Origin of the sequence: Microcoleus sp. B3-D7 (assembly GCF_036705305.1) — a bacterium.
GTDB lineage: Bacteria > Cyanobacteriota > Cyanobacteriia > Cyanobacteriales > Microcoleaceae > Microcoleus.
On record NZ_JAUBUE010000056.1, the window covers coordinates 16671 to 40638 of the forward strand.

The window sequence follows — 23968 nt, forward strand, 5'->3', positions numbered from 1 at the left end:
TCTAATATCTTAGAAAAAAAATGCTTAAATTGTTTATCCTCTCAATGAAAACTGTATAATTTAACAACCGGGGCAGAGGTGGCTCAAATGAACGTACAACTGGTTGAATCCCTAATTCAAGTTATCCTGTGTCTCGAAGCCTGCGAGCAATTAGCGATCGCAGGAAAAAGATTAAAAAATCTCCCTTGCGTTTTGACTCAGAAACTCGTGCAGCTTACCCAAAAGGGCGGAAATTTAATTTTTTTGAATGACGCACCAGAATTTTATATCCTCGAATACCGAGAAGCAATTGCCTGATATTCAACAACAGGAGATTGAGAGAACTTTTAAAGGTGTCAACAATAAAAATGTCTGAATCATTAACAAAAGGAGGAACGATCGCAGCGATCGCTACCGCCATAGTTCCCCAACAAGGCAGCGTCGGCATTGTGCGAGTTTCCGGTTCCGCAGCATTAAAAATTGCCGAAACTCTGTTTTGCGCCCCAGGACGGCAAATTTGGGAGTCTCACCGCATTCTTTACGGCCACATCCGCCGCCCCAAAACTCAAGAATTAGTCGATGAAGCTTTGCTGCTAATCATGAAAGCACCGCGTTCTTTTACTCGCGAAGATGTGGTGGAATTTCACTGTCACGGCGGCATTATGGCCGTGCAGCAAGTCTTGCAGTTGTGTTTGGAAAATGGGGCGAGATTGGCCCAGCCGGGAGAGTTTTCGCTGCGGGCTTTTTTGAACGGGAGGCTTGATTTAACTCAAGCTGAAAGTATTGCAGATTTGGTGGGAGCAAAATCGCCTGCTGCGGCACAAAGTGCTTTGGCTGGTTTGCAAGGAAAATTAGCGCAGCCAATTCGCAAATTGAGAACAACTTGTTTGGACGTGCTGGCAGAAATTGAGGCAAGAATTGATTTTGAGGAAGATTTGCCGCCTTTAGATGAAGCTAAAACTTCTTTGGAAATAAATCATGTTTTGGAGGAATTGTCAACAATTTTGGCAACCGCAGATCGCGGAGAATTGTTGAGAACTGGTTTAAAAGTAGCGATTGTTGGGCGACCGAATGTGGGAAAATCGAGTTTGTTGAATGCGTGGAGTAAGAGCGATCGCGCGATCGTCACGGATTTGCCCGGTACGACGCGGGACGTGGTAGAATCGCAGCTAGTTGTGGGCGGAATTCCGGTGCAGGTGCTCGATACTGCGGGAATTCGAGAAACCGAAGACAAGGTAGAAAAAATCGGCGTTGAGCGATCGCGCGCAGCAGCAAAACAAGCCGATTTAGTGTTGTTGACAATTGACGCGGAATCTGGCTGGACAGAGGAAGATTGGGAAATTTACGAACAAGTAAAGCACCGCCAGCTAATTATAATTATCAACAAAATCGACCTAGTAAACACCATCCATGAACTACCTTTTTCCTCTGAAACTCACCGTATAGTTACCGCAGCCGCCGCCCTCGATCGAGGCATAGAAGACTTAGAAACAGCAATTTTAGATGCCGTCAGCGGGGGAATTTTGCAAGCAGCAAACTCTGATTTAGCAATCAACCAGCGACAAGCAGCGGCGTTAACCAGAGCTAAAATTTCTCTGGAACAATGTACAGATACTATTAGCAATAAATTGCCTTTAGATTTCTGGACCATAGATTTGCGCGGTGCAATTCAAGCATTGGGGGAAGTTACCGGCGAAGAAGTGACAGAATCAGTGCTCGACAGAATATTTAGCAGATTTTGCATTGGCAAATAGCAATGGTAGGATTTACGTAAAACCTCTCTATTACAGGTTTACAATCCTCACTTTAGCGCTATAACTTGAAAATGCAGGAGATTGACTGACTCGCTTGTTTGATTTTTTGCAGATTGAGTGGTTCCTACTGTAAATCACCTCGGCCAATCCTTCAATCTAAAATCTAAAATCGATTGACTCATTCTTACGATCGAGGTCTTCCCAAACTTGTAATATAAAGCACACCCTCACCCGCAGGAATACCGAGAACGTCATTGACGCGATCGTCAAAAAAGCCCCCGATCCCGCTGACACCCAAACGCAGTTGCATAGCTGCTAAATTCAACCGCTGGCCCAAATGACCCGCGTCCATGTGCAAATAGCGGTAAACTCGATCGCCATATTTTGCTACAGCCCTGTTCAAATCCGCCGTGTGAAACAACAGCGCCCCCGCATCTCTCCCCAAGTCTTGCCCCAAGCACAAAAAATGCAGTTCCCTGCGGAAATTTTTAAACCGAATTTGCCGCAATTCTTGAGCTTTCGGAGCGTAATAGTAACAGCCTTCTTCTAACCCATTTACTCCCGAAACAGCAATAAAAGTTTCGATCAAACTTAGATCGAAATAGTCTGGAGAACCGTCTAATCCTTGGTCGATATAGTGCTGGGGCTGGTAAGTAAAATCGAGCATAGCTAGCAGTTCGCCCAAGCTCAAAGAAGCACCTGTATAAGCACGGGTAGAACGCCTTTTGAGCATAGTGTTTTCTAAAGTTTCCAGGTTCACTCCCCAAGGAATCGAAGGAGTGACCGTCGAAACTTTAGTACAAAAGGGAAAGTTGTATTTATCCTCTAGTACGCCTTCACTTTCATCAAGTTTCCACCCGTCTGCTCCGGTAGGGTCTGATTCTAAATGCGTGGCTTTGTGGAGGTATTTTAACAATTGACCTTCGGAAATTTTCGGGTAATCTGTGGTGGTGTTTCCGGGCAAAGCTGTTTTAAATCTAGGCAAGTTTTGGTCAATATCTAGCAAGTCGGCTAAAGCAACTACACAAATCGCTCCTTCTTGCTCCGAGTCGATGTACAGTAATTCATTGACAGCTTCGTCGGCGAATCCTCCAATCAGGTGAGGTCGGTAATCGTTGACGGCGCAAGCTAACTCGATATTGCTCAATAAATGGCCGGTGTCTAGAAAAATTCGCCGATAAGCTCGGTCTTCGTAACGCCAAGAAGAACGGAAAAAAACAGTGGTAATGGCGATCGCCAATTGGGTATTTTCTAGCGCTGGCGACTGGAAACAAGCGGCTTGCAATGATGGCCAAACTTGACTGTCCCAAAAATGAACAAGTGAATGAGTTCTGCACTGATAGTTGTAGAGTCCGGCCGGCAACTGGGCAGTCCCACGGGAGATTAAATAAACCTCTGCTGGGTAGAGTCCACCCGCCGACGGTGCAGATCGCAAATACAGGTAGCTGTCGTCTACCGTCTGCATTTTCGCCGTCAACCCATAGCTGCACAGCAACAAGCTAGATAACCGACGCCACCAAGCGGCATCGGGATCGGCATCGGCATCCTCCGAGGGGTCTTTTAGATAAGGCTTGAGGTCAAAATACGCTCCAATTTTATATTCTTTGAAAGGCACAGGTTGCTCTGTCCAATCTAGCTGTTTACTTTTAGCAGCAATGGTTTCAGGGTCGTATTTTGTCCGTTCGTGGTAGTGCTGAGCAATGGAGAGAGGATGTTCTGGCATATTTCAGTAGAGGATTCGCTTTGGTTTCTCGATCGATCTTGACATTACTAACCGCTTACTGGTCGAGCAAGTCAGAAATTTACAAATATAAAAAAAATCTTAGAAAAAATGCGACTGTTGTTACACAAGCTTAACATAAGAAGAGACATAAGTATAAATACGCAGAATAATAACCATTAATTACTGTTATGGATTGGCTGCAGTAGCTGTCGTCATGAGGAATGAAAATGCAAAAGCTAAGCGCTGAGGAATTGCTTGCTCAGTATGCTGAGGGCCAGCGAAACTTTAACGCCGTTGACTTAAGTGAACATAACTTGTTTCAAGCAGATTTAACAGAAATAAATCTTTCTGGTAGCGTTCTGAGGCGAGCTTATTTGCCCTACGGAAATTTGACTCAAGCCAATCTTTATAAAACTGATTTGCAAGATGCTGAATTGGGCGACATTCAACTTTATCAAGCTAACTTGTCGGAAGCAAATTTATCAAGAGCAAATTTATCAAGAGCAAATTTACGTCACGCCAATTTGCAAGGTGCGAATTTGCAGAAAGCTAATTTGCAAGGTGCGGATTTGTACAATGCAGATTTGACGAACGCCGATTTGAGATATGCGGATTTGAGCCGAGCTAATTTGGAGAAAGCAAAGTTAACCAAAGCTCAATTAGCGGGCTGCAACTTATTTCGATCGCGCTTGGTTGATTTGTCGGAAGCCGAGTGCGATCGCACTACTATCGGACCCGAAGGCTATTGATGATTTGCAGCGCTGGGGGCGATCGGCTTAATTGGTCGTGAAGCGTAGCTATCCCGTAGGGAATCGCCCTTTTTTACATTTCTTAACATCTATCGACACGGCGGAAAATGTGAGTTACAGTTGTAAAAAACTTATCGCTCCGCAACATTGACAATAAATAACACACTTTGCCACCAGCAAACCGGGTAAAATTTATGGATTCTTCCGACCAAAAAGCCAGAGAACTTCGGCACAAAGAACAAGAACTGCGGAAGCGAGAACAAGAAATTCTGCTCCGCGAACTAGAAGCCGAAATCGACCGCTCAGTGCCCGAACATATAACGAGCAAGTACGAAGAACCAGACAGCCAAGTTAACGGCAAACTCAAACAGTGGCGCCGAAAAATTATAGCAGCCGCTCAATTTACAGGCATTGTCATTGCTGTTGTCGTTGCAGTTCGCATAGCCTCTTGGCTGGCAACTGCGCTGATAGTTGGAGGAATTGCTTTGATTGCTTACAAAATGTTTATTGAAGAAGACAGAAGTTGAAAAGCTCAAGCAGGAAACTATCAGGAAACACCCATGAACCTTAAAGTAGAAACTAGCAACTTTCTCAACGATTTAGAGCGAGTAGCCGCCGTCCGCCGAGAAATTGCCGATCGCCTCAGCAACATCGCCACAGCTATCAACCAATCAGAATTAGCAGGAGGAGAAGCATCGGGAAAACTCGGTTTAGAAACAGACAATGCCGACATTGATGTCGCCAGTAAAAACTTGCGCCAAGGAGTCTTTCGCCTGCTAGTGCTAGGCGACATGAAACGCGGCAAAAGCACTTTTCTCAATGCGTTAATCGGCGAAAACTTACTACCCAGCGATGTAAATCCCTGTACAGCTTTGCTGACGATTTTGCGCTATGGGTCAGAAAAAAAAGTCACCGTTTATTTCAATGACGGCAAAAGCCCAAAACAGCTAGATTTTAAAAGTTTTAAACAAAACTACACAATTGACCCCGCTGAAGCAAAACGCTTAGAAGAAGAAAAGAAACCAGCATTTCCCGATATCGACTGTGCCGTAGTAGAATATCCCTTACCTTTGCTGGAAAAAGGCATAGAAATAGTAGACAGTCCCGGACTGAACGATACAGAAGCCCGCAACGAATTATCTCTCGGTTATATCAACAACTGCCACGCTATTTTGTTTGTACTCAGGGCAACTCAGCCTTGCACAATGGGTGAAAGACGCTATCTAGAAAATTACATCAAAAATCGCGGATTGAGCATTTTCTTTCTGATTAATGCTTGGGATCAAGTGCGAGAAAGTTTGATTGACCCGGACGATCCTGAAGAATTGGCAGAAGCCGAAGGGAAACTGCGGCGGGTTTTTCAAGCTAATTTGGCTGAATATTGTTTAACAGAAGGACACGATATTTACGACGAGCGAGTGTTTGCAATTACCTCAATTAAGGCACTTAGGTTGCGGATAAAAAACCCGGATGCGGATTTGGCAGGAACTGGTTTTCCCGAGTTTATGGCGGCGCTGAATACGTTTTTAACCCAGGAAAGGGCGATTTCAGAATTGCGTCCGGCGAGGACTTTGGCGCGTCAAATTTCTGCTCGCGTCCGCGAAGCTGTTGGGCGCAGATTACCATTACTCGATCGCGATGTCAATGAATTGAAGGAAAAAATCAATTCAGTTGAGCCAGAGTTTAAAAAGCTAACTCAGATTCGCGATGAGTTTCAACAAGAAATTAGCCGAGTTAGAGATAGTAAATCGCGGGCGATCGCAGATTCTTTCCGCGCCTACGTTCTCAACTTAGAAAATACCTTTGAAACAGACTTTTTGCGGTATCAACCGGATCTAAAATTTCTGGATTTCTTCAGCCAAGGCAAGCGAGAAGCCTTTGAAGCATCGCTAAAACGAGCATTAGAGCAGTACATAAACGACAAATTAGCAGCTTGGACTCTCACAGCAGAACAAGAGATGAATTCCGCATTTTCACAGCTATCGCAAAGTGCGGCAAATTACGGAGCATCTTACACGAAAGTGACTGAAAAAATCACAGAAAAACTGACCGGGCAAAAAATACCAGCAGTAGTCAGTAACTCGAACGAAGATAACTCGCCAGCTTGGGCAAAATGGGCGATGGGATTGTTCTCGTTAACGACCGGAAATCTGGCGGGCGTAGCAATGGCAGGAGCAGGTTTTGATTGGAAAAATATCCTGCTTAATTTAATCACTGTGTTAAGCGTTAGTACGATTCTTGCTAGTTTGACGGGGATTGTTTTGGGACCGCTGTACTTGGCTTTATTGGGGATGGGTGTTGGGTTTTTGCAAGCAGACGGAGCTCGCAAAGAGTTGGTGAAAGCCGCGAAAAAAGAGCTGGTGAAATATCTGCCGCAGGTGGCTCAAGAGCAGTGGCAGCCGATTCACGATGCTGTGAAAGAGTGTTTTGATGTTTACGGGCGAGAAGTGGGCGATCGCATGAATGCGGATATTAATTCTCGGAAATCTGAGTTAGATAATTTGCTCGAACAAAAGGAATCTCGCGAGATTAATTGTCAGGATGAATCTGAGCGGTTGAAAAAATTGGAGGCTGATGTTTCTGCCCAGTCGCAGAGTATTGAATCGCTATATCAAGCTTTCCTAGCATCCGCTAAATGAAATAAAACAGCAATATGCAACAACCCGAAATTTATCAAAACCTGACTGACTATCTCAAATCAGCACTCGGTATTCTCGAAATTGACAAAAACTCCCAACTGTATCGAGATACCACCTCAATTTGCGATTATCTCGCCAAACCAACTTTTCAAATTGCTGTCTTTGGCCCGTTTAATTACGGCAAGTCAACTTTGCTCAATGCTTTGCTGGGAAATCGTGCTTTGCCGATCGACCTAGTACCCACTACAGGTGCTGCCATTTATGTCAACTACGGCGAGGAATTGCGCGCAAAAATTACCCTGAAAGACGGCACGGAAGTTAGCGAAGCGGGGACTGATGTTTTGAAACGCTACGCCATCCTTGACGACGCCAGACAAATGCGGGATGATGTGGCCGCTGTTAATGTCTACTGTCCCCACCCTTTCCTAAAAACAGGTGTGGAATTGCTGGATTTGCCGGGAACCAATGACCGGGAAGAACAGGATAATTTGGTTCGGGATAAATTGCTAACTGCTGATTTGGTTGTGCAGGTTTTAGATGCTCGCAAATTGATGACTTTAGGGGAACGGGAGAACTTAAGAGATTGGTTGAGCGATCGCAACATCAACACTGTCGTCTTTGTTGCCAATTTTCTCAATTTACTCGAACCAGACGAACAAAAACAAGTTTACAATCGGTTGTTGTTTGTTGCCGAAAGTTTTCGCTCCAATTTGCCGAACAATATCAGCAATATCTACCGCGTCGATGCTTTGCCTGCTTTGAGGGCGAGGCTGAAAGGAGATGTGGCGGCCGCCCAAACTACAGGAATTGCCACGTTTGAATCGGCTTTGCAAAGTATTGTGGCAGCTCAACAGGAACAACTAGCAGTTAAGTTGCCCAGAATTGAAGCTATAGCTACTAAAATTTGCCAATCTCTCCGAGCGAAATCTGAAACTGTCACGGGAGAAATAGCCGCAGCTCAAAAAAAGCACAAAGACAAAATTGAAATTAAACAAAAAGCTGAAAAACTGATATCAAAAGGGTTTTTTGCTAGCGTTTCTGACTTCGAGAGTTGGCTTTACCAGCCCACACTTTTGCAGCGGTATCAATCGGAAATGGCGCTGTCGCTTGAGGAAGGGAGTTTTGATGCGTGGAAGCTAAAATTTCAGCGAGAGGCGTTACATCACCAGCAAACTATCGCAGAATGGGTAAATAAAGCTTGCGAATTCTTTGAGAAAGAACAGCCGATCGCACTTTTGATTTCCTTTCCTCCATCCCCACAAGTCAGCTTACCCGAACCGCCGCCACCTCCCGCTCAAAAGTCGATCGACGGCGAAGTGGCTCCTGTGGCCATCGCCACAGGCTTAGGTTGGCTGTTAGGCGGGCCTGTGGGAGCCGCAGTAGTCGGCGGTGCTAGCTATATTTTGAATAAAAGAACTGGGTATGAAAAGCCGCCTGAATCGTCAGAAGCTTATCTAAATCAAGTAAAGGAAATTTGCAGCGAGGCTGCTAAAAACTATCTCGCTCGCTTCAGCACCGATACTTTTTCCATGCTGCAACACTACAAGGAAATCGCCGGAAAAGTTATTTCTTTTCAAGACAGCAAAGAACCGCTACAGACAAATATTCAGCAATACCAGATACAGTTAATCAATAATTTGTTAGAAAATATCGAATTCTGCCTTCAAATGACCAAATCTGTAATTAACGGCAAATGATCCGAACCGACATTGCGGCCAGTACGCATCTTTAAAACACCAATTTCTTTGCTGACTAGAAAGTGATCGATCGGAATATAAGCCAGCGGCATAAAAGTCGGCCAAGTCGGTAAAATGCCAAAGCCCGATCGCGCATTTCGCAAATTTCCTGTTTTTACCATATTTTTGTAGAATGGCGACCACATTGTGGTATTTAAATCCCCAACCACAATCACGGGATTTTTTACTTGGGCTGCATACTCGCCGATGGCTGCTAGCTGTTTATTGCGATTGATAAAACTCTCATGTTTGATCGGCACCGTCGGATGAGCAAGAATCAGAGAAATGATTTTACCTTGAAATTTAACATCCGCCGACAAGCTCTTTCTTTGATTTGAAAAGGCTTTAACCGAAGAATTTTCTAAAGGCAGCTTGCTGTATATTGCACTGCCAAATCTCTCAGATTCTTGCTGGGTAGAAGAGTAAGGAAAAATCTCGCTTAAAACCGATAACTGTTTTGCCCAAGTTGAGTTGACTTCTACAAAAACCGCGATATCAGGTTGTTCTGCTTTAACCAGCGATATCACCTCAGAATATCGCCGATTACTCCTTAAAACATTTGAATGCAAAATCCGCAAGTTGTGTCCGGGAGTTGTTCCAGCAACTGCTGGCGCTGGAAAATACCAAGGAACAATTTCCGCCAAATTAATGATAATGCAAAATCCGCTCACCAGCAACCATATTTTTTTTGAGCGCACGAGAACGAAGAATATAAAAGTAGAGAAACCAAGCAGCAGATATTGTAGTTTAAAATGAGAACTCAATTCAAAAAAAATGTTGAATTGTCCCAAATAACCGACTATGGACAATACGGTATTTACAGTTGCTGCGATAATAAACCATTTTAAAATTACGTGAGTCAAGTTAATTATTTTGTAGTTGCTGCTGTGCATCACCGCCCATTTGAGCTTAATTTTGAGGTCGTTGCTAATCGGCAATTTATCAATTTCTGTTACCAGTTTTTCTGGCTGTTCCAACACTCGCCGCTTTTGATAAAATCTCACCAACAAGCTATCTACCACAAAATAACTAAAATAATTGGCAATAAATCCTACAAATACCAACACACCTAAGCCGATCAGCATACCAAAAGAACCGCCGACTTTGGCCAAACCTGACCAAACGGCTGCGTCACCTGTTTTCCCTGTAGCTGCTATGGCTATAAATAGCATTAAAGCAGGCAATCCGACCGTGATTGTGTTTCTGATGATAAAGTCCATTGTTTATCTTCTCTGCTAAGCTTTTTATGATTGGGTTTTTGCTCTAAATTTCATAAATTTCTAACGGTAAGTTGTCGGGATCTCGGAAAAAGGTAAACCGTTTTTCTGTAATCTCGTCAATGCGAATTTCTTCTACTTCTACTTGTTGTGATTTTAAGTAAGCAACGGATGCTTCTATGTCATCTACGGCAAAAGCTAAATGTCTCAAACCGCAAGCTTCAGGATTATTAATTCTTTCAGGAGGATGGGGAAATGAGAAAAGCTCCATGGTGTCGCCATTGCCGACTCGCAAATCTAGTTTGTAAGAATTCCTCTCGGTTCGGAAAGTTTCTTTGATAATGGAACATCCCAATACTTCTACATAAAATTTCTTCGATGCTTCGTAATCCGAGCAAATAATCGCCACATGATGTATTGCTTTTATTTTCATCTTAAAGAAGTTAGTTAGTTGCGTTTTTGCAAATGCACAGCACGCTATTGACAATTATATTTGACGATCGCAGACTCGGCGAAAAACCCTGCTAAATTCAGCGCGATCGCCCTTTATTTTCCTCCGCTAAAATCTTAATCTGAAAATTTATGTAAAAAAAGTACCCTACTTTGATAAAATGAGAGTTTTGCAGTCAATCACCCAATTTGCATCTCAGGAGACAAGCACTATGGCCCGTATGTATTACGACACCGACGCGAACCTAGACCTCTTAGCCAACAAAACGATTGCTATCATCGGCTACGGTTCCCAAGGACACGCGCACGCCCTTAACCTCAAAGACAGTGGCATGAATGTCGTTGTCGGTTTGTATCCCGGTAGCAAATCTGCCGCCAAAGCAACCGACGCGGGTTTAACAGTTCACCCGGTAGACAAAGCAGCCGCCGCTGCTGACTTCATCATGATTTTATTGCCCGATGAAGTTCAAAAAACTATTTACAAAGAACAAATCGAACCGAACCTTTCTGAAGGAAATGTTTTAGCATTTGCTCACGGTTTTAACATTCACTTCGGCCAAGTTGTTCCGCCGGCGAATGTAGACGTAGTAATGGTTGCCCCCAAAGGCCCCGGACACTTGGTGCGGCGGACTTACGAACAAGGGGAAGGCGTTCCGAGTTTGTTTGCAGTATATCAAGATGCTTCCGGTCAAGCGCGCGATCGCGCAATGGCTTATGCTAAAGGTATCGGCGGCACCAGAGCCGGCATCCTGGAAACAACTTTCCGCGAAGAAACAGAAACCGATCTTTTTGGCGAACAAGTAGTTTTGTGCGGCGGTTTGAGCGCCTTAATTAAAGCTGGATTTGAAACTTTAGTTGACGCTGGATACCAACCGGAATTAGCTTATTTTGAATGTTTGCACGAAGTTAAACTTATCGTTGACTTAGTAGTAGAAGGAGGTCTCGCCAAAATGCGCGACAGCATCTCCAATACCGCAGAATACGGCGATTTAACTCGCGGCCCCCGCATCGTCACGGATCAAACCCGCGCCGAAATGCGTAAAATTCTCAGCGAAATTCAATCGGGTCAATTTGCCCGCGAATTCGTTCTGGAAAATCAAGCCGGCAAACCGGGCTTTACCTCCATGCGCCGTCAGGAAGCAGAACATCCTATTGAAGAAGTTGGTAAAGATTTGCGAGCTATGTTTAGCTGGTTGAAAAAGCACGCCTAATCAATTTTAGATTTTAGATTTTAGATTTTAGATGGGAGAACCAATCTAAAACAGTTCTGGAGGCAGAACCTCTATCTGTAGGGTGTGCATTGCACACCTTACTGGTTTGAGGAAAATCTAAAATCTCAAGTTTAATCGATTTGAGATTGGAGGAAAAATCTCAAATCTACAATCTCACATTGTCATGTTTGGTTGGGCTTCGCTTAACCGAACCTACAAGAAAATGGCTAGGTATTTTTAGAGAAACCGGGTTTCTCGCTGGTAGCTCAAAACTATCGGTTCGGGCTAGGACTTTTTTGCAATTTCTCAATATCCTGTTGCCTTTGCTCGTTGAAATCTCTCGGCCTCAACCAATCTGGCCACAACCCGACGAAGAACTTTCGACTTGCCACGCTCGTATCTCTTACAGGTTTGGGCAGAAAAGTTAAAGTGTCACCGTAAAGGGTAAACAGCGCTATAAACAGCAGCAACAGTGGGATAAAATTTTTTTTAGGCATGGCACTTTGGGAGTAGAGTTTGTGAAAGCGCTTTGTTATATTTTGCCCTTGCACGGACAAAAAATATCAGAAACAGCTTAAGAAGAAAAATACACCGCTGGGGACTAAGGGGCCGCGCATACAAAAGGAAAGGGTGCTAGTCGCAATATGATGTCCCCTCTAACTACCACTACAAACACCTTTATTATAGGTGTTGGAGCGGACATCCGATTATTAGCTAATGACTAATAGCGGTAAGGTGCGCCTAGCACACCCTACATAATTAGGTTCTGGCTCGAGAACTGTACAAGATACTATGGGTTTTTGGCGCTTACCTACTTAATGACTAATAACTACTTATTCCCTTGAATAAAAGTTTGCACTACTGCATTAATATCAGGGGAAATTTCTGTTACCAGCCGCACCGGGATTGCCGATGTGGAAGCAAAGTGCGCGTATTCTGGCGTTAGAAAGACTGCATATTTGTCAGATTCAGCAGTCAGTTGAGCGGCGGTAGCCAAACTTACAGCTTTAATATAATTGCGTATGCTAACAGCTTGGTCGCCGACAAGTTCATCGCCGGTAATTCCTGTGCTTGGCCTGCGAACTTGGTTTAAAGTTGTACTCGGATCTTTGACGCTTAAGTGAGTTCCTCCTACAAAACCGACTAGCCATTTAGGAGAGGGAATTTTCGGAAAGCCGGCAATTTGTTCGGCTAAGGCGGGAGTTGTTTTGTCTGCAGAAGATGCTACTATTAATGTGGGAATTTGAATTGCACTTAAACCAGTTTCTCCAAATAGTAATGATGTGATCGGATTCATGGCGATCGCCCTTTTAATCCTCGCATCCCGCAATTGATACCGTTCTTCGGGCAATCCGGCCGCCGCGCACTGAATGCCTTCGCCTAAGCTGAACCCAATCAAATCTCCCTGACACCTTTGTTTGAGTGCGCTCAATTGCAGTTCGGCGCCGGCCACGGACAAGGCTGTAGCGCCGCCGAAAGAATAGCCAATTATTACCGATGGGTCGATCGCGATTTTCCCCTGCAAATTATCATCAGTTTGGTTCAATTTTGTCAGTTCGTCGAGTACAAAACTGATGTCTTTGGGACGGTCTAAAAACTCTTGAGGAGCTAGCAAGGGACACTTCCCCGCCATCGCAGCATTGGTATTCGTTTCGTTGCTGCCCGGATGTTCTAAAGCTGCTACTACATAGCCGTGAGACGCCAAATGCTCGGCTAAGTAGCGCAAATCCGTGCGGACGGAACCCAACCCGTGAGAAAAGACGATCGTCGGTTTGTCGGCCGTCGCAGCTCTCGACCAGTACACATCCACCGGAATAGGTCGATTGCGGGTACTATCGTTCAAATCTAGCGCCCGTACCTGCACGACATTAGGGCCGGGCTGGGTGGGATCGAAAGGCAGCTTAAACGCGGGTTTAACCGCTGCTAACTGAGGTGCGATCGCCGCCATAAAGCGCTGAGTTTGCCAAAAACTTGTGTTCATATTTCCCAAAACTGCGAAAGCTCGATCGAGATCCACCACGACCCGCGAGCTCGGATAAGACTCAATGAAACTCAATACCGATAAGCCTTCCGGCGCGTTTGCTCCCAGCAGCAGAGCCGATCGCAGCGCTTCCACACCCCCACCGTCGTGCCTGGGTATCACTGTAGTCAAATCCGTCAGGATGGCAGTGCCGATGCCCGTATTTAGCAAGTTGCTCAGGCCGACTACATTTAGTGGAATTTTCGCTTTCAGCGCCCGAAAAATCTTACTCCGCTGTTCCTCAGACAGGAGATTGGCATAAGCTTGCAGTTTGGCAGGGACTTTTCCTGTTTCTGCGAGTTCGCGCAAATCCGCAACCGATATTGACGATTCTAAAATACCTTTGCGGACAACAACCGTTTCTGCTGCTTTTACAGAGGATGTCGCGCCGCTCAAAGGGCCGATCGAAATCGAACCCAAAACACTCGCCACTGAAGAAAACCATCTGAAATTTGGTCTGATGCTCATTTTTACCTTATTGAACTAGAGGGGGTAGATCACCATATTCTCAAAATTCTCCCAGATACCGAGATATTGTCCTAGATGCCGAGAAATTGCCTCCATCGGAGTGCGATCGGCAAAGCCTCTACGCATATTTACTGACCGATCGCACATTCCGTACCTAAGTGCACTTCTTGTGCGGGTGCTAATGATGATGAGTTGAAGGATTTTTTAATCGGCAGCCCAAAAAATACCAACTTCGCGAGTCAAAAGAGCGCTCTAGTGTATTTCCGAACCGCGCAAAGGTACGGAAATTTTGCTAGCAATTCCGTTGTATTATGATTAAATATAGGACTTACACAATTGTCAGAAATAGGGCTTAAATTTTAGGTATTTAGTTGCCCTTGTGTGCTCTTTCTTAGCTTGGTAAAGAGCGATTCTATCGCAACTATAGCGGTTCTCAAGCGTGGTGAGGTATGGGGGCGAACCCTATGCCCTATGCCCGCGAGAGCACCTCATGTTACTGAGAAAGGCTATACATACCTTTGTTTAATTTGCCAGTTGGCTTTAGTCCTAAAATATTAACCGCAGATGAATGCAGATTCATAAAATCATCTGCGATTAAAATATTCCTCAAGATACAGGAAAATAAACAACAAGCATCGAAATATTTTGGTGAGTCCGGGCGATTGCTTCTGGTTCTTTAAGAGTTCCCGGTTTTTCCCATAAATTCTGGTGAGAAATTGTGGTTAAAATCAGCAAATCGTGTTCTAACAAATTCTGCGAAACTAACTTGATAAAATTTCCCCGAACCCGATTTACTGGTATCTCAGAGAGAATTTCCACCTCCGCCGCACTTTGGTTGCTTTGTTCCCGTTTTGTCGCCACCAACAACACTTGCAAACTCGCCTTAAGTTCCTCTGCCAAACTCTTAGCAATATCCACGGTTTCCTGAAATCCAAACCGCGTCAACTCGCTGTCAGTTACTGCCAAAATAACTCTGGCTGTATTCTGGAGAGGATCGGGAAATCGAGCAATCAGTACGGGTACGGGCGATCGCCTGATCACTGTGTCAATGATGCTGCCAAAAAAATTGTCGCGCGTCGTAGAAAATCCCTTCCAACCGCAAACTATTAAACTAGCCTCGCGTTCGGTTGCACTCCGCAGAATTCCGCGATCGATCGCATCATCTATCCTCGCGATCGGTTCAACCGCACAAGCAGCAGCATGAGCAACAGTTTCTGCAGCCGTCAAAAGTTGAGTTTGCTGCATTTTATCTGCCGGCGAAATTGCTTCCCCGCGATCGGACAAAATATGCAGCGGCAGCAAAGTTCCCTGATATCTTTTTGCTAAAATCAAAGCCAAACGCAGCAAATTATCTTCTGTATTCGGATTAGCAACAGGCACTAAAACTCGCTCTCCCCATGAATGCTTTCCCGACGTAGCTGTCGGCAAACTCGACCCCGGCTGCTGCATTTCTTGACCCCACCGAGATACAATCCAAGGAGAAGCGACACAAGTTACTAAAATCATGGCAATGATGCCGTTCACCGTTACGCGATCGACCAATTTAATGTCAAAAGCCACCGTAATCGCCGCCAAAGTAGAAGCAGCTTGAGCAACAGAAAGACCGAACATTACCATAATGTTCGGAAACTCAAAACCAAATAATTTCCCCGGTAGCCAAGCTGCCAAAAACTTGCTCACCACCTCTGCTAAAATCATCACCGCCGCCACTAACAAAGACTGTGGCTGCTTCACCAAAATTAGCGGGTCAATTAACATCCCCACAGAAATCAGAAAAAACGGCACAAACAGCGTGTTGCCAATAAACTCAATCCGATTCATCAGCGGACTCATTTTGGGAATAATTTGAGTAATGGCAATTCCCGATAAAAATGCCCCAATAATTGCCTCAATTTCAATTAGTTCTGCTGCGTAAGAAACTAGAAATAGGGTAGCCAATACAAATATAAATTCGGCATTCTCGTCGTGTCCAAATTTCTTAAAAAACCAGCGACCGATTTTGGGGACTCCCCACAAAGTAGCAAAAGTGTAGATAGCAAGAGATGGAATGAGAAATAGCCAAAATTCGAGAGTTAGATTTCCTTTGAAAGCTTTAACAACAATTGCCAGCACCAACAGTCCCAACACATTCGTAATTAAAGTCCCCCCCAAAGTCGTAGTAATAGTCTGAGTTCGCATCAATCCCAATTTGGTGAGAATTGGCAGCGCTAACAGCGTGTGCGTAGCAAAACAAGAAGCGACTAAAATTGAAGCTAGCCAGCTATATCCCAACAGCAGCATTGCTCCTGTCCCCAATATCATCGGCAACGAAAAAGTAGCCAGCCCAAATATGACAGCTTTGTCTGCATTGAGTTTGAGGTCGTCGAGGCTAGTTTCCAGTCCCGCTAGGAACATCAAAAACAGCAATCCTACAGTACCTAACAAAACAATAGTAGCGTCTCGTTGCAGCAAATTGAGACCGTTGGGCCCGACAATTACGCCCGCAATAATTAACCCGACTATTCCCGGTAGTCGCAAGCGCTCAAATAACAGAGGCGCGAGTAGCATGATTGCTAAAAGAACTAGAAAAACGGGAACGGGAGCGGTAATCGGCCCGGAAGTTAACATAAATTTCACCCTAAATATTGGCAGCGAACTGCTATTATATTTAAAATAAAATAATCACAATATCTATCAATCTAAAGAGGTATTCTCAATAAATTACAGCGTAATTGGTAAGAAGTAAAACTTGCCCGGAGAAACCCTATTCCTTGGCAAAATAGGGGTTTTAGGACGAGAAATTTTTGAAAAAACCCCGGTTTCTAGTTTCCGACCCACAAGTCCTGATTGGGAATAATACCCATAAACAAGGGAAACGTGCTTGCTTTTATGCCTTGCTCTTGTCTATTTAAAATCTAAAACCGGGAAAGGTTTCGCCGCTTCCATCTGCGCCGCTAAAGTAATTAAAGTTGCTTCCGCCGCCGGCCGCCCGATAATTTGAATTCCCACCGGCAAAGCGTTGTTATCTAAAAGGGCAGGAAGTGCGATCGCAGGCAAACCGCTAGCATTAAATGGCGGACAAGGAGCAACCCAATTAATGATCCGCTGCAAAGTTTCTTCAAAACTCAAATCCGCCCACTCTCCAACCCGGATTGGCGAGTCCATATAAGTCGGCAAAACTAATACATCAAATTTTTCAAAAAATCCCACAATCCGCCGTGAAATCACCTGCATTTGATTCACCGCCCGCAAATATTCCCCAGCGGAAATAGTTCTTTCTAACAGCCAGCGATTCATCGGTTCCAAAGCAGCGCCTGGAATGCCACTTGCCGCCGCCCCAGACTGCCAAATTGCGATAAACGGTTCGATTAAACCCGTAAAATCTGGGCATCCAGGTTCGACATCATGACCCAAATCTGTCAGTAACTTGACGGTTTCGAGTACCGCTTGCTGACAGATAGGCGCAGCCTCGCCCACAGGGGAAATAGTCGTAGAAAACGCAATTCGCAGCTTACCCTGCTGTTGACGGGAAGCCTCTAAAAACGTCGGATTTGAATCTGGTAGCCAGTACGGATCGCCTGTTGTGTAGCCTGACATCACATCCAAAAGTGCGGCGGCGTCAGCTACTGTGCGCGCCAGGGGGCCGTTGGCCGAGATGCCGCTGAGGTAATCTCCGACAGGTGCCCAGGAAACTCGCCCTCGCGACGGTTTAATGCCAACTAAACCGCAGCAGGAAGCCGGCCCTCGAATCGAACCGCCGCCGTCTGAACCTTGGGCGATCGCACACAAACCCGCTGCTACAGCCGCCGCTGAGCCTCCGCTGGAACCTCCTGGCGTATAGTCTAAATTCCAGGGATTGCGCGCGGGCGGGAAACCTTCTGGTTCGGTGTAAGGTAATGAGCCAATTTGAGAGGTGGCTGTTTTGCCCAGAATGTTAAATCCCGCTGCTTTGATCCGCCATACTACTGACTCGTCGTAGGCAGAGATGTTACCAAGCAAAGCCTGAGTGCCGTATGTACACGGAACGCCCGTAACTGGTGTCAAGTCTTTAATGGCGATCGGCACTCCGAAAAAAGGTGGCAATTCCTGTGGCTTGTTTAACCCCGCTAGTTTTTCGGTTTGAGATTTAGCTAGGGCGATCGCCCGCTCTGCCGTTACCGTAAAATAACTGCCCAGCTCAGGGTTTAATCGATCGATCCGTTCCAAGTAGAGATTGACAATTTCTAAAGGCGACACTTCCAGGGTGCGGATCGACTCCGCCAACTCCAGAGCTGGAGTAAAAGCCAGATCGAAAGAATTCATCGGTTTAAGTCCTTAATTGTTGGATGAAGTATCAATTTATACTGTTTTAGTGCGGAAAACTCTTTCCATTAAAAAATTTATCCAAAAATGTGGAAAATCCCTATTTGGGCGTAGATAAAGAGTGAGCGCATCCTCCTATTGGCAGAATATTTCCTTTGTATGGCACCAGTAGAAACTGATCTTGCGATAGACTGAGGAGAGCAGTTAAGCTTTTGTGCAAGAGACGCTCTTCGGGCGATCGGCATTGTCCAACTCCCACAAATCATCTGTTCGAGTCAGCCTTCTCACCAACTTAAGGTAGCGCATATGACACAGCAGCATCCGCCAGCTCCTCGCCCTCCCGTACCCGGAGCTCCCCCACCGCCAGGAATGCCCCGCCCTCCAGCTCCAGGGATGCCCCCCAGAGCAGCAGGAATGCCGCCCGCACCGCCGCCAGCACCAGCACCAGCACCAGCACCGCCGCCGCAATCCTTCGCCACACCTAAAAGCCCGAGCTTTAGCAGCGGCGGATCTCCGACTTTGAAAGAGCTAGTCCTCCGAGCCAAAGATGAAGGAGTATCCGACCTTCACCTCGGCGTAAACGAAGTGCCTCGCTTCCGCACGCGGGGCGAAATTGCCGACATCGGCTATCCACCAACAGATTTAGATACGTTTTTTGGCTGGTTGCGCGAGTGCATGAGCGATGAAGAAATTGAAATTTTCCAAAAAACCCTAGACTTTGACGGCGCTTTCGACTTCGGGTTCGTGCGGATTCGGATCAGTTGCATGGACTCCTTAGCCGGGCCGGCAATGGTGCTGCGGCTAATTCCTTCCAAAATAATGACACTGGAGGAATTGAAGCTGCCGGAGGTCTTTAAGAAAATATGCGGCTACCACAAAGGGCTGATTTTGGTGACGGGCCCGACAGGTTCGGGTAAGTCTACCACCTTGGCTGCGATGATCGATTACATCAATAAGAATAAAGCCTACAATATCATCACGATCGAAGACCCGGTAGAATTCGTACACGAAAGCAAAAAATCTTTGATCAAGCACCGGGAAGTCGGCAGGCACACGCTCAAGTTTATGAATGCTCTCAAAGGCGCTCTGCGGCAAGACCCGGACATGATGCTAGTAGGAGAAATTCGGGACAGAGAGACGGTGGAAATCGCCCTCAAAGCCTCTCAGACAGGTCACTTAGTTGCAGGAACCCTGCACACCAACAGTGCGATTAAAACCCTGAACCGGATTCTGGATATGTTCGGGCCCGAAGAACAGGAAGCCATACGGGTTTCCATTTCCGAATCCCTAGTGGCGATTATTGCTCAACTGCTGTGCAAAACCACAGACGGAAAGCGGGCTGCTTTCCACGACGTTTTGATCAATACCGACGTGGTTAAGGAATACATTCTAAAGGGCCAGAATGAGGAAATCAATCAAATTATGATCAAAGATACTTATGAAGGCATGACGACTATGAATAAGTCGCTCTACGGCCTTTATCAAGAAGGTCGGATTACTGAAGAACTTTGTGTAGAGAACTCGCCGTACCCGAACGAAATGGCTCAGATGCTCCGAGGTCGAGTCTAAAGGTCGAGTGTTAACAGTTAAAAGTTAACAGTTAAGTGTTAACTTTTAACTTTTATTGGTGTAGTGAATTGAAAGTCGATCGCCCCATTTTGCCGGAATTTTTCAAAGGAATTGCGCTGTTTACACCAGGGGGAGACTTAATCTATTGCATAGACCCCCGCAAGCAAACTCGGTGGCACTTGCAGTTGTGCGTAGCTCTACAGGAGATCCTCGGTTTGTCGGAACCCCCGCATTTTCTGATACCTTGCTACACGGCAACCGTTGACTGCTGGCTCGATCCAGGCGATCGGCAGGTGCGGCTTGCTGCCGAGGCTTACCCCCCCGTGCTGCGACATCAAACGCTGCTGAACGCCATTTTTGGGACTGGCGACTTAGTGTGGCATCCCCGGAGCGAAGAAATGTGCGAACCGATGGCAATTGCTACTTATCACGAACAATTCCCCGAACTTTGGGAAAATCACGACTTAGTTGTACAGTATGCCAGCCCCGAAGCTCGATCGGACTGGAGCAGTTCGATAGTAACTCCTTTGGGCTTTCCGCAATCCCAGCAGACTCGGCTTCCCAAACCAACAGCACTCACCCCACCGCCACAAACTCAAGGGTACGTTTTGCGTCTGTTTGTTTCCGGTAGCAACCCCAGCACCGAACGTACCCTCGAAACTTTACACCAGTTCTTAGAGAAATGCCTCGATCGTCCCTACACTTTAAAAGTAATTGATGTTTTGAAACATCCAGACCAAGCTGAGGCAGATCAGATTTCAGCAACTCCTACTTTGATTAAAATCTGGCCGAAGCCCGTGCGACGAATTGTCGGCGAATTGAATGATGATGAAAAAATAGTGCGGCTGCTGAGTTATTCGGAATTTTAGATTGGGGCGAGGATTTTTGCGATTATTTAATACGGGCGATCGCGGTTTTAGTAGCGATGGAATTAACAACATTTAGTAATTCAGTCCTGGACGCAAAAAGTGGCTTGGCGTTCTACTTATATCGGTCAGGTGTTCTTCTCCCCTGTACCCTAAATATAAAGGTTCTGCATCCAGGACTGAATTGCTGTTGAGACACTACACTCGCCACGAATAATTAGGGTAACTTACTTTGCTGGAAAGTTGCGGTAAGGTGCGCCGAAGAGCACCCTACGTTACCACAATCAATCTGGCAATCAGGAGAATTGAAAACCGTGCCTGATGTCAAAAAGGTCGATCGGCTTAATCAGGAAGACAAACATCCGGAGCGCACAAACTGGGGAAATCCAAAGTTGTGACTTCCAGCGTATCCAACTCAACTCGCCGAATTACATGATTGTTCGTATCAGCAACAAACAAATGAGGCCCGATCGCACTCAACCCTGAAGGTTCAAAAAATTGAGCCTTGAGACCTTTAGCATCAACCAAACCTGCTTTACCATCTCCAATCATTGTTCTGCACGTACCGCCCCGGTGGTCGATCCGTTTAATTTTGTGATTGTAAGTATCAGCCACCCAGAGGTAATTTTGAGCGTATTCAACACCCAAACAGTGCTGCAATCTTACCTGATCGCCGCGACCATCTTTATCCCCAAAACCAAACAATTCACCGCTACCGCAAACAGTGCGAACCTTCGGGTCTTCATCTATACCCACAGCACGAATCGAACTAATTTCGCTGTCGGCAACAAACAACTCCGATCGATCCGTAGCCAGGCCGCTGGGCTGAGAAAAAGCAGATTCTGCAAGATTCCCGTCCACACAGGATTCTCGGCCAATACCCGCATAAGTGCCGATCGTGCCAGTGTCTAACTGCATTTCCCAAATTTGGTGGGAACCCGCCATTGCAATAAAAAGTCTATTTCCAACTCTTTCTAAATCCCAAGGCGAATTCAATTGCGTTTCTAAACCCTTGCCGCTGCGGGGTGAAATTTCGTGACTTTGTTCGCCGGTACCAGCAACAGTTTCCACCCGTTGAGTCGTAAAATCAATCTTTCTGAGAGCATGATTTTCCGTATCAGCAACATATAGAATTTGACTTTCTGCATCAAAAGCCATACCTTGAGGTGCAAAAAACTCAGCCTCTTCAAAGTCCCCATCAGTTAAACCCGGTTTGCCACTACCGATGACGTGCAGCACCTCACCTTCGAGGGTGCTGACAACAATCCTATTATGTCCTGAATCAGCAATAAATAAGCAAGAACCGACTAAGTTTTGTATGACTGAATTAGCAGGCCCGGGCAATACAGTCTCATCTACAGATTCATTTTCCTGACTCATTTCGCCCAAAAGCGCGACCTGTGGGTGAAGCTGTTTTGCCTCCGTTGCAGCGATCGCAAATGCCAGCACTTTACCGGGAAAAGCCAGCGGTGTTGATACAGGTTTGCGCTGTTTTTCTAAGCGAAAACTGAGTTGTTTAAAGTTAAGTGCATTTTTATCTTTGTATTCAGCAATTAACTTGCCAACTAACTCGTCAAGTGCTTCTCTATTGCCTTCACCCGAAACAAAGCCGACGACATAACTTTCAGGATCGATCACCATTAAAGTCGGCCAAGCGCGAACCGCGTAGCTTTGCCAAACTTTCATGCCGCTGTCAACGATTACGGGATGTTCGATATCGTAGCGGAGGATAGCTTGGCGGATGTTTTCTACTTCTTTTTCGTTTTCAAATTTAGCCGAGTGAACGCCGATAACCGTGAGGGAATCTTTATATTTTTGTTCGAGGTATTTTAAGTCTGGGAGGACGTGCAAGCAGTTGATGCAGCAGTACGTCCAGAAGTCGAGGAGGACGACGCGCCCTTTTAAGGATTCAATGGATAAAGGTTTCTCGGTGTTTAACCAGGGGTAGTTTCCGGGGAATTCTGGTGCTCTGACGCGAGGCATGGCATCTCCTGGGTAGGATGTGAATGATTTTTTTACTTCTTTAATTTAGCGGGAAGTTTCCCGGCATGGGGAAAAAGCTGGTTAAACCGGGGCTTTTGGACACAGCCAAGATGCCATTGCCACCAGAGGGGAGTGAGTTCAGTGTTCATATAGCCACATTGAATACTTTAGTCTGTAGCACTTTTGTATTCAAAACCTTAGTATTTCTCTCTATGCAGCCTAGCAAACTAGACCAAATTTTAGGATTAGAAATACAACGTCGTCGCATAGAGAAACGTTGGTCCCAAGAATATCTGGCAGAAGTCACAGGTCTGCACAGAACCTATATCAGCCAGCTTGAGCGAGGGCTGAAAAGTCCATCTGTTAGAGTTCTTAGTCACATTACAAATGCTCTGGACATAACAATGGGTGAATTTTTACGAGTTGTAGAGGAACTCTTGAGTGCTGACGGAAAACGAGATTGAAAGATTGAGGCAAGCCCTTATTGCTACCATTGCATCTCTAGTTATAGGCTCGATAGAGGATTATACTTGCGAAGCTATTTTTCCTTAGACCTCTTGCAAAAGTCTCCAATAAGGGCAATAGTGAGGTGATTGAGAGGAAAAACTGATGACTTACGAACAACTGCAAAGCTTAAAGCCAGAAGCCTTCAAGAAATTATGTGGCGTTGGGTCTACAACTTTTGCAGAAATGGTGTCAGTAAAGCGAACAACAGAAACGCAAGAAACAGAAACCCGGTCGTCCACCTAAACTGAGCTTAGAAGATCAGGTACTACTGGCATTACAATATTGACGAGAGTACCGTACCTACTTTCACATTAGACATCTCCCATAATTCCAATCCCTTTCCCCGCTTGGTTTCTGGCGGACGGTTCCCGCAGGGACAGTCGGCCAGAAACCAACGCTTCCATAAGGGTTTCAACGGTCAAGCGATAAAAACTACCCAATTTGATGACCTAAATTTTACTGTTTTTTTTTCAGCTTGTGGGCACTTTTATTGACACATAACGATCGCACCTATTCGCCATCTTACTAATCCACATACCACCAAAATTACTCTCGCGTAATTTTTTGCTCTTAAGCGAAATCTTTTTGATGCTACTCTCCATATCTTTAGTAATCTAATTAGATGCTCGACAAAGATTCTTTTTTGAGCCTTTGACTTATTCGCTCTCTATGCAAGCAGGAGTCAGAGATACCTGACGATGTTTTTTATGAGTAGTATTAATTAATGGTTCTCCTACATCAATACTCCGGACAGTTTTTAAGCAGCCAAAGTACCATAAGACAAGACTGAAGGAAGGTTAGGGTGATTTAAAATCA

The 23968-nt window shown here is 45.5% G+C and carries 19 protein-coding genes and 1 pseudogene; 11 read left to right on the forward strand and 9 right to left on the reverse strand.

All coding sequences use genetic code 11. From position 1 onward, the window contains the following. Nucleotides 1–87 precede the first annotated feature (87 nt). Together QUB25_RS26040 and mnmE are read left to right on the forward strand one after the other, a co-directional pair. Nucleotides 88–297 (forward strand): hypothetical protein, encoded by a 210-nt coding sequence (locus QUB25_RS26040; protein WP_333187740.1) that lies wholly within the window; start codon nt 88–90, stop codon nt 295–297. 50 nt (nt 298–347) lie between these two features. After that, a complete protein-coding gene (gene mnmE / locus QUB25_RS26045; RefSeq protein WP_333187742.1) occupies nt 348–1733 on the forward strand; it encodes a tRNA uridine-5-carboxymethylaminomethyl(34) synthesis GTPase MnmE in 1386 nt (461 codons plus the stop codon). Between the two features lie 184 nt (nt 1734–1917). Here mnmE and QUB25_RS26050 read toward each other — a convergent pair whose 3' ends face one another. Further along, entirely contained in the window at nt 1918–3456 is a 1539-nt protein-coding gene (locus tag QUB25_RS26050; RefSeq protein ID WP_333187745.1) for a SagB/ThcOx family dehydrogenase, read from the reverse strand. 227 nt (nt 3457–3683) lie between these two features. Here QUB25_RS26050 and QUB25_RS26055 point away from each other — a divergent pair, with 227 nt between their 5' ends. The 4 genes from QUB25_RS26055 to QUB25_RS26070 all read left to right on the forward strand — a co-directional run bounded on the left by QUB25_RS26055 (nt 3684) and on the right by QUB25_RS26070 (nt 8541). Then, nucleotides 3684–4205, forward strand: coding sequence for a pentapeptide repeat-containing protein (locus tag QUB25_RS26055; protein ID WP_333187748.1), 522 nt, complete (start codon nt 3684–3686; stop codon nt 4203–4205). Nucleotides 4206–4399: 194 nt separating this feature from the next. Continuing rightward, a complete protein-coding gene (locus QUB25_RS26060) occupies nt 4400–4732 on the forward strand; it encodes a hypothetical protein (protein WP_333040078.1) in 333 nt (110 codons plus the stop codon). Between the two features lie 33 nt (nt 4733–4765). Next, nucleotides 4766–6844, forward strand: a complete 2079-nt coding sequence (locus QUB25_RS26065) for a dynamin family protein (RefSeq protein ID WP_333187753.1) — start codon at nt 4766–4768, stop codon at nt 6842–6844. A 14-nt stretch (nt 6845–6858) separates the two neighbouring features. Then, nucleotides 6859–8541 (forward strand): dynamin family protein, encoded by a 1683-nt coding sequence (locus QUB25_RS26070; protein WP_333187755.1) that lies wholly within the window; start codon nt 6859–6861, stop codon nt 8539–8541. On the opposite strand, the gene QUB25_RS26075 is transcribed toward QUB25_RS26070, so the two are convergent. Together QUB25_RS26075 and gloA2 are read right to left on the reverse strand one after the other, a co-directional pair. Then, the gene (locus QUB25_RS26075; protein WP_333187758.1) at nt 8508–9800 is read right to left on the reverse strand and encodes an endonuclease/exonuclease/phosphatase family protein; all 1293 of its coding nucleotides are present in this window, start codon (nt 9798–9800) and stop codon (nt 8508–8510) included. The genes QUB25_RS26070 and QUB25_RS26075 overlap by 34 nt on opposite strands. 43 nt (nt 9801–9843) lie before the next feature. Next, complete coding sequence (gloA2, locus tag QUB25_RS26080; protein WP_333187761.1) at nt 9844–10230, reverse strand: SMU1112c/YaeR family gloxylase I-like metalloprotein; 387 nt, start codon at nt 10228–10230, stop codon at nt 9844–9846. A 178-nt stretch (nt 10231–10408) separates the two neighbouring features. Here gloA2 and ilvC point away from each other — a divergent pair, with 178 nt between their 5' ends. Next, nucleotides 10409–11458: a ketol-acid reductoisomerase gene (gene ilvC / locus QUB25_RS26085; RefSeq protein ID WP_333040067.1), complete on the forward strand. Its 1050-nt coding sequence runs from the start codon at nt 10409–10411 to the stop codon at nt 11456–11458. 272 nt (nt 11459–11730) lie between these two features. Here the strand turns inward: ilvC and QUB25_RS26090 are convergent, their stop codons facing one another. The 4 genes from QUB25_RS26090 to QUB25_RS26105 form a co-directional block, all read right to left on the reverse strand. Beyond that, the gene (locus QUB25_RS26090; RefSeq protein ID WP_333187764.1) at nt 11731–11955 is read right to left on the reverse strand and encodes a hypothetical protein; all 225 of its coding nucleotides are present in this window, start codon (nt 11953–11955) and stop codon (nt 11731–11733) included. Between the two features lie 332 nt (nt 11956–12287). Next, the gene (locus QUB25_RS26095; protein ID WP_333187767.1) at nt 12288–13946 is read right to left on the reverse strand and encodes an alpha/beta hydrolase; all 1659 of its coding nucleotides are present in this window, start codon (nt 13944–13946) and stop codon (nt 12288–12290) included. 606 nt (nt 13947–14552) lie between these two features. After that, a complete protein-coding gene (locus QUB25_RS26100; RefSeq protein ID WP_333187770.1) occupies nt 14553–16553 on the reverse strand; it encodes a cation:proton antiporter domain-containing protein in 2001 nt (666 codons plus the stop codon). A gap of 276 nt (nt 16554–16829) precedes the next feature. Next, entirely contained in the window at nt 16830–18227 is a 1398-nt protein-coding gene (locus QUB25_RS26105) for an amidase (RefSeq protein ID WP_333187773.1), read from the reverse strand. A 306-nt stretch (nt 18228–18533) separates the two neighbouring features. Here QUB25_RS26105 and QUB25_RS26110 point away from each other — a divergent pair, with 306 nt between their 5' ends. Next, a complete protein-coding gene (locus tag QUB25_RS26110) occupies nt 18534–19796 on the forward strand; it encodes a type IV pilus twitching motility protein PilT (protein ID WP_333187776.1) in 1263 nt (420 codons plus the stop codon). A gap of 68 nt (nt 19797–19864) precedes the next feature. After that, complete coding sequence (locus QUB25_RS26115; RefSeq protein ID WP_333063017.1) at nt 19865–20665, forward strand: circadian clock KaiB family protein; 801 nt, start codon at nt 19865–19867, stop codon at nt 20663–20665. 339 nt (nt 20666–21004) lie between these two features. On the opposite strand, the gene QUB25_RS26120 is transcribed toward QUB25_RS26115, so the two are convergent. Beyond that, on the reverse strand, nt 21005–22645 hold the full coding sequence (locus tag QUB25_RS26120; protein ID WP_333040051.1) for a thioredoxin-like domain-containing protein: 1641 nt from the start codon (nt 22643–22645) through the stop codon (nt 21005–21007). Between the two features lie 65 nt (nt 22646–22710). On the opposite strand from QUB25_RS26120, the gene QUB25_RS26125 reads away from it, so the two are divergent. Continuing rightward, a complete protein-coding gene (locus tag QUB25_RS26125; protein ID WP_333187781.1) occupies nt 22711–23109 on the forward strand; it encodes a helix-turn-helix transcriptional regulator in 399 nt (132 codons plus the stop codon). Between the two features lie 145 nt (nt 23110–23254). After that, nucleotides 23255–23395, forward strand: a complete 141-nt coding sequence (locus tag QUB25_RS26130) for a hypothetical protein (protein WP_333062984.1) — start codon at nt 23255–23257, stop codon at nt 23393–23395. Nucleotides 23396–23639: 244 nt separating this feature from the next. Here the strand turns inward: QUB25_RS26130 and QUB25_RS26135 are convergent. Continuing rightward, a pseudogene (locus tag QUB25_RS26135) lies at nt 23640–23804 on the reverse strand (transposase family protein); the annotation flags it as partial. Between the last annotated feature and the right edge of the window lie 164 nt (nt 23805–23968).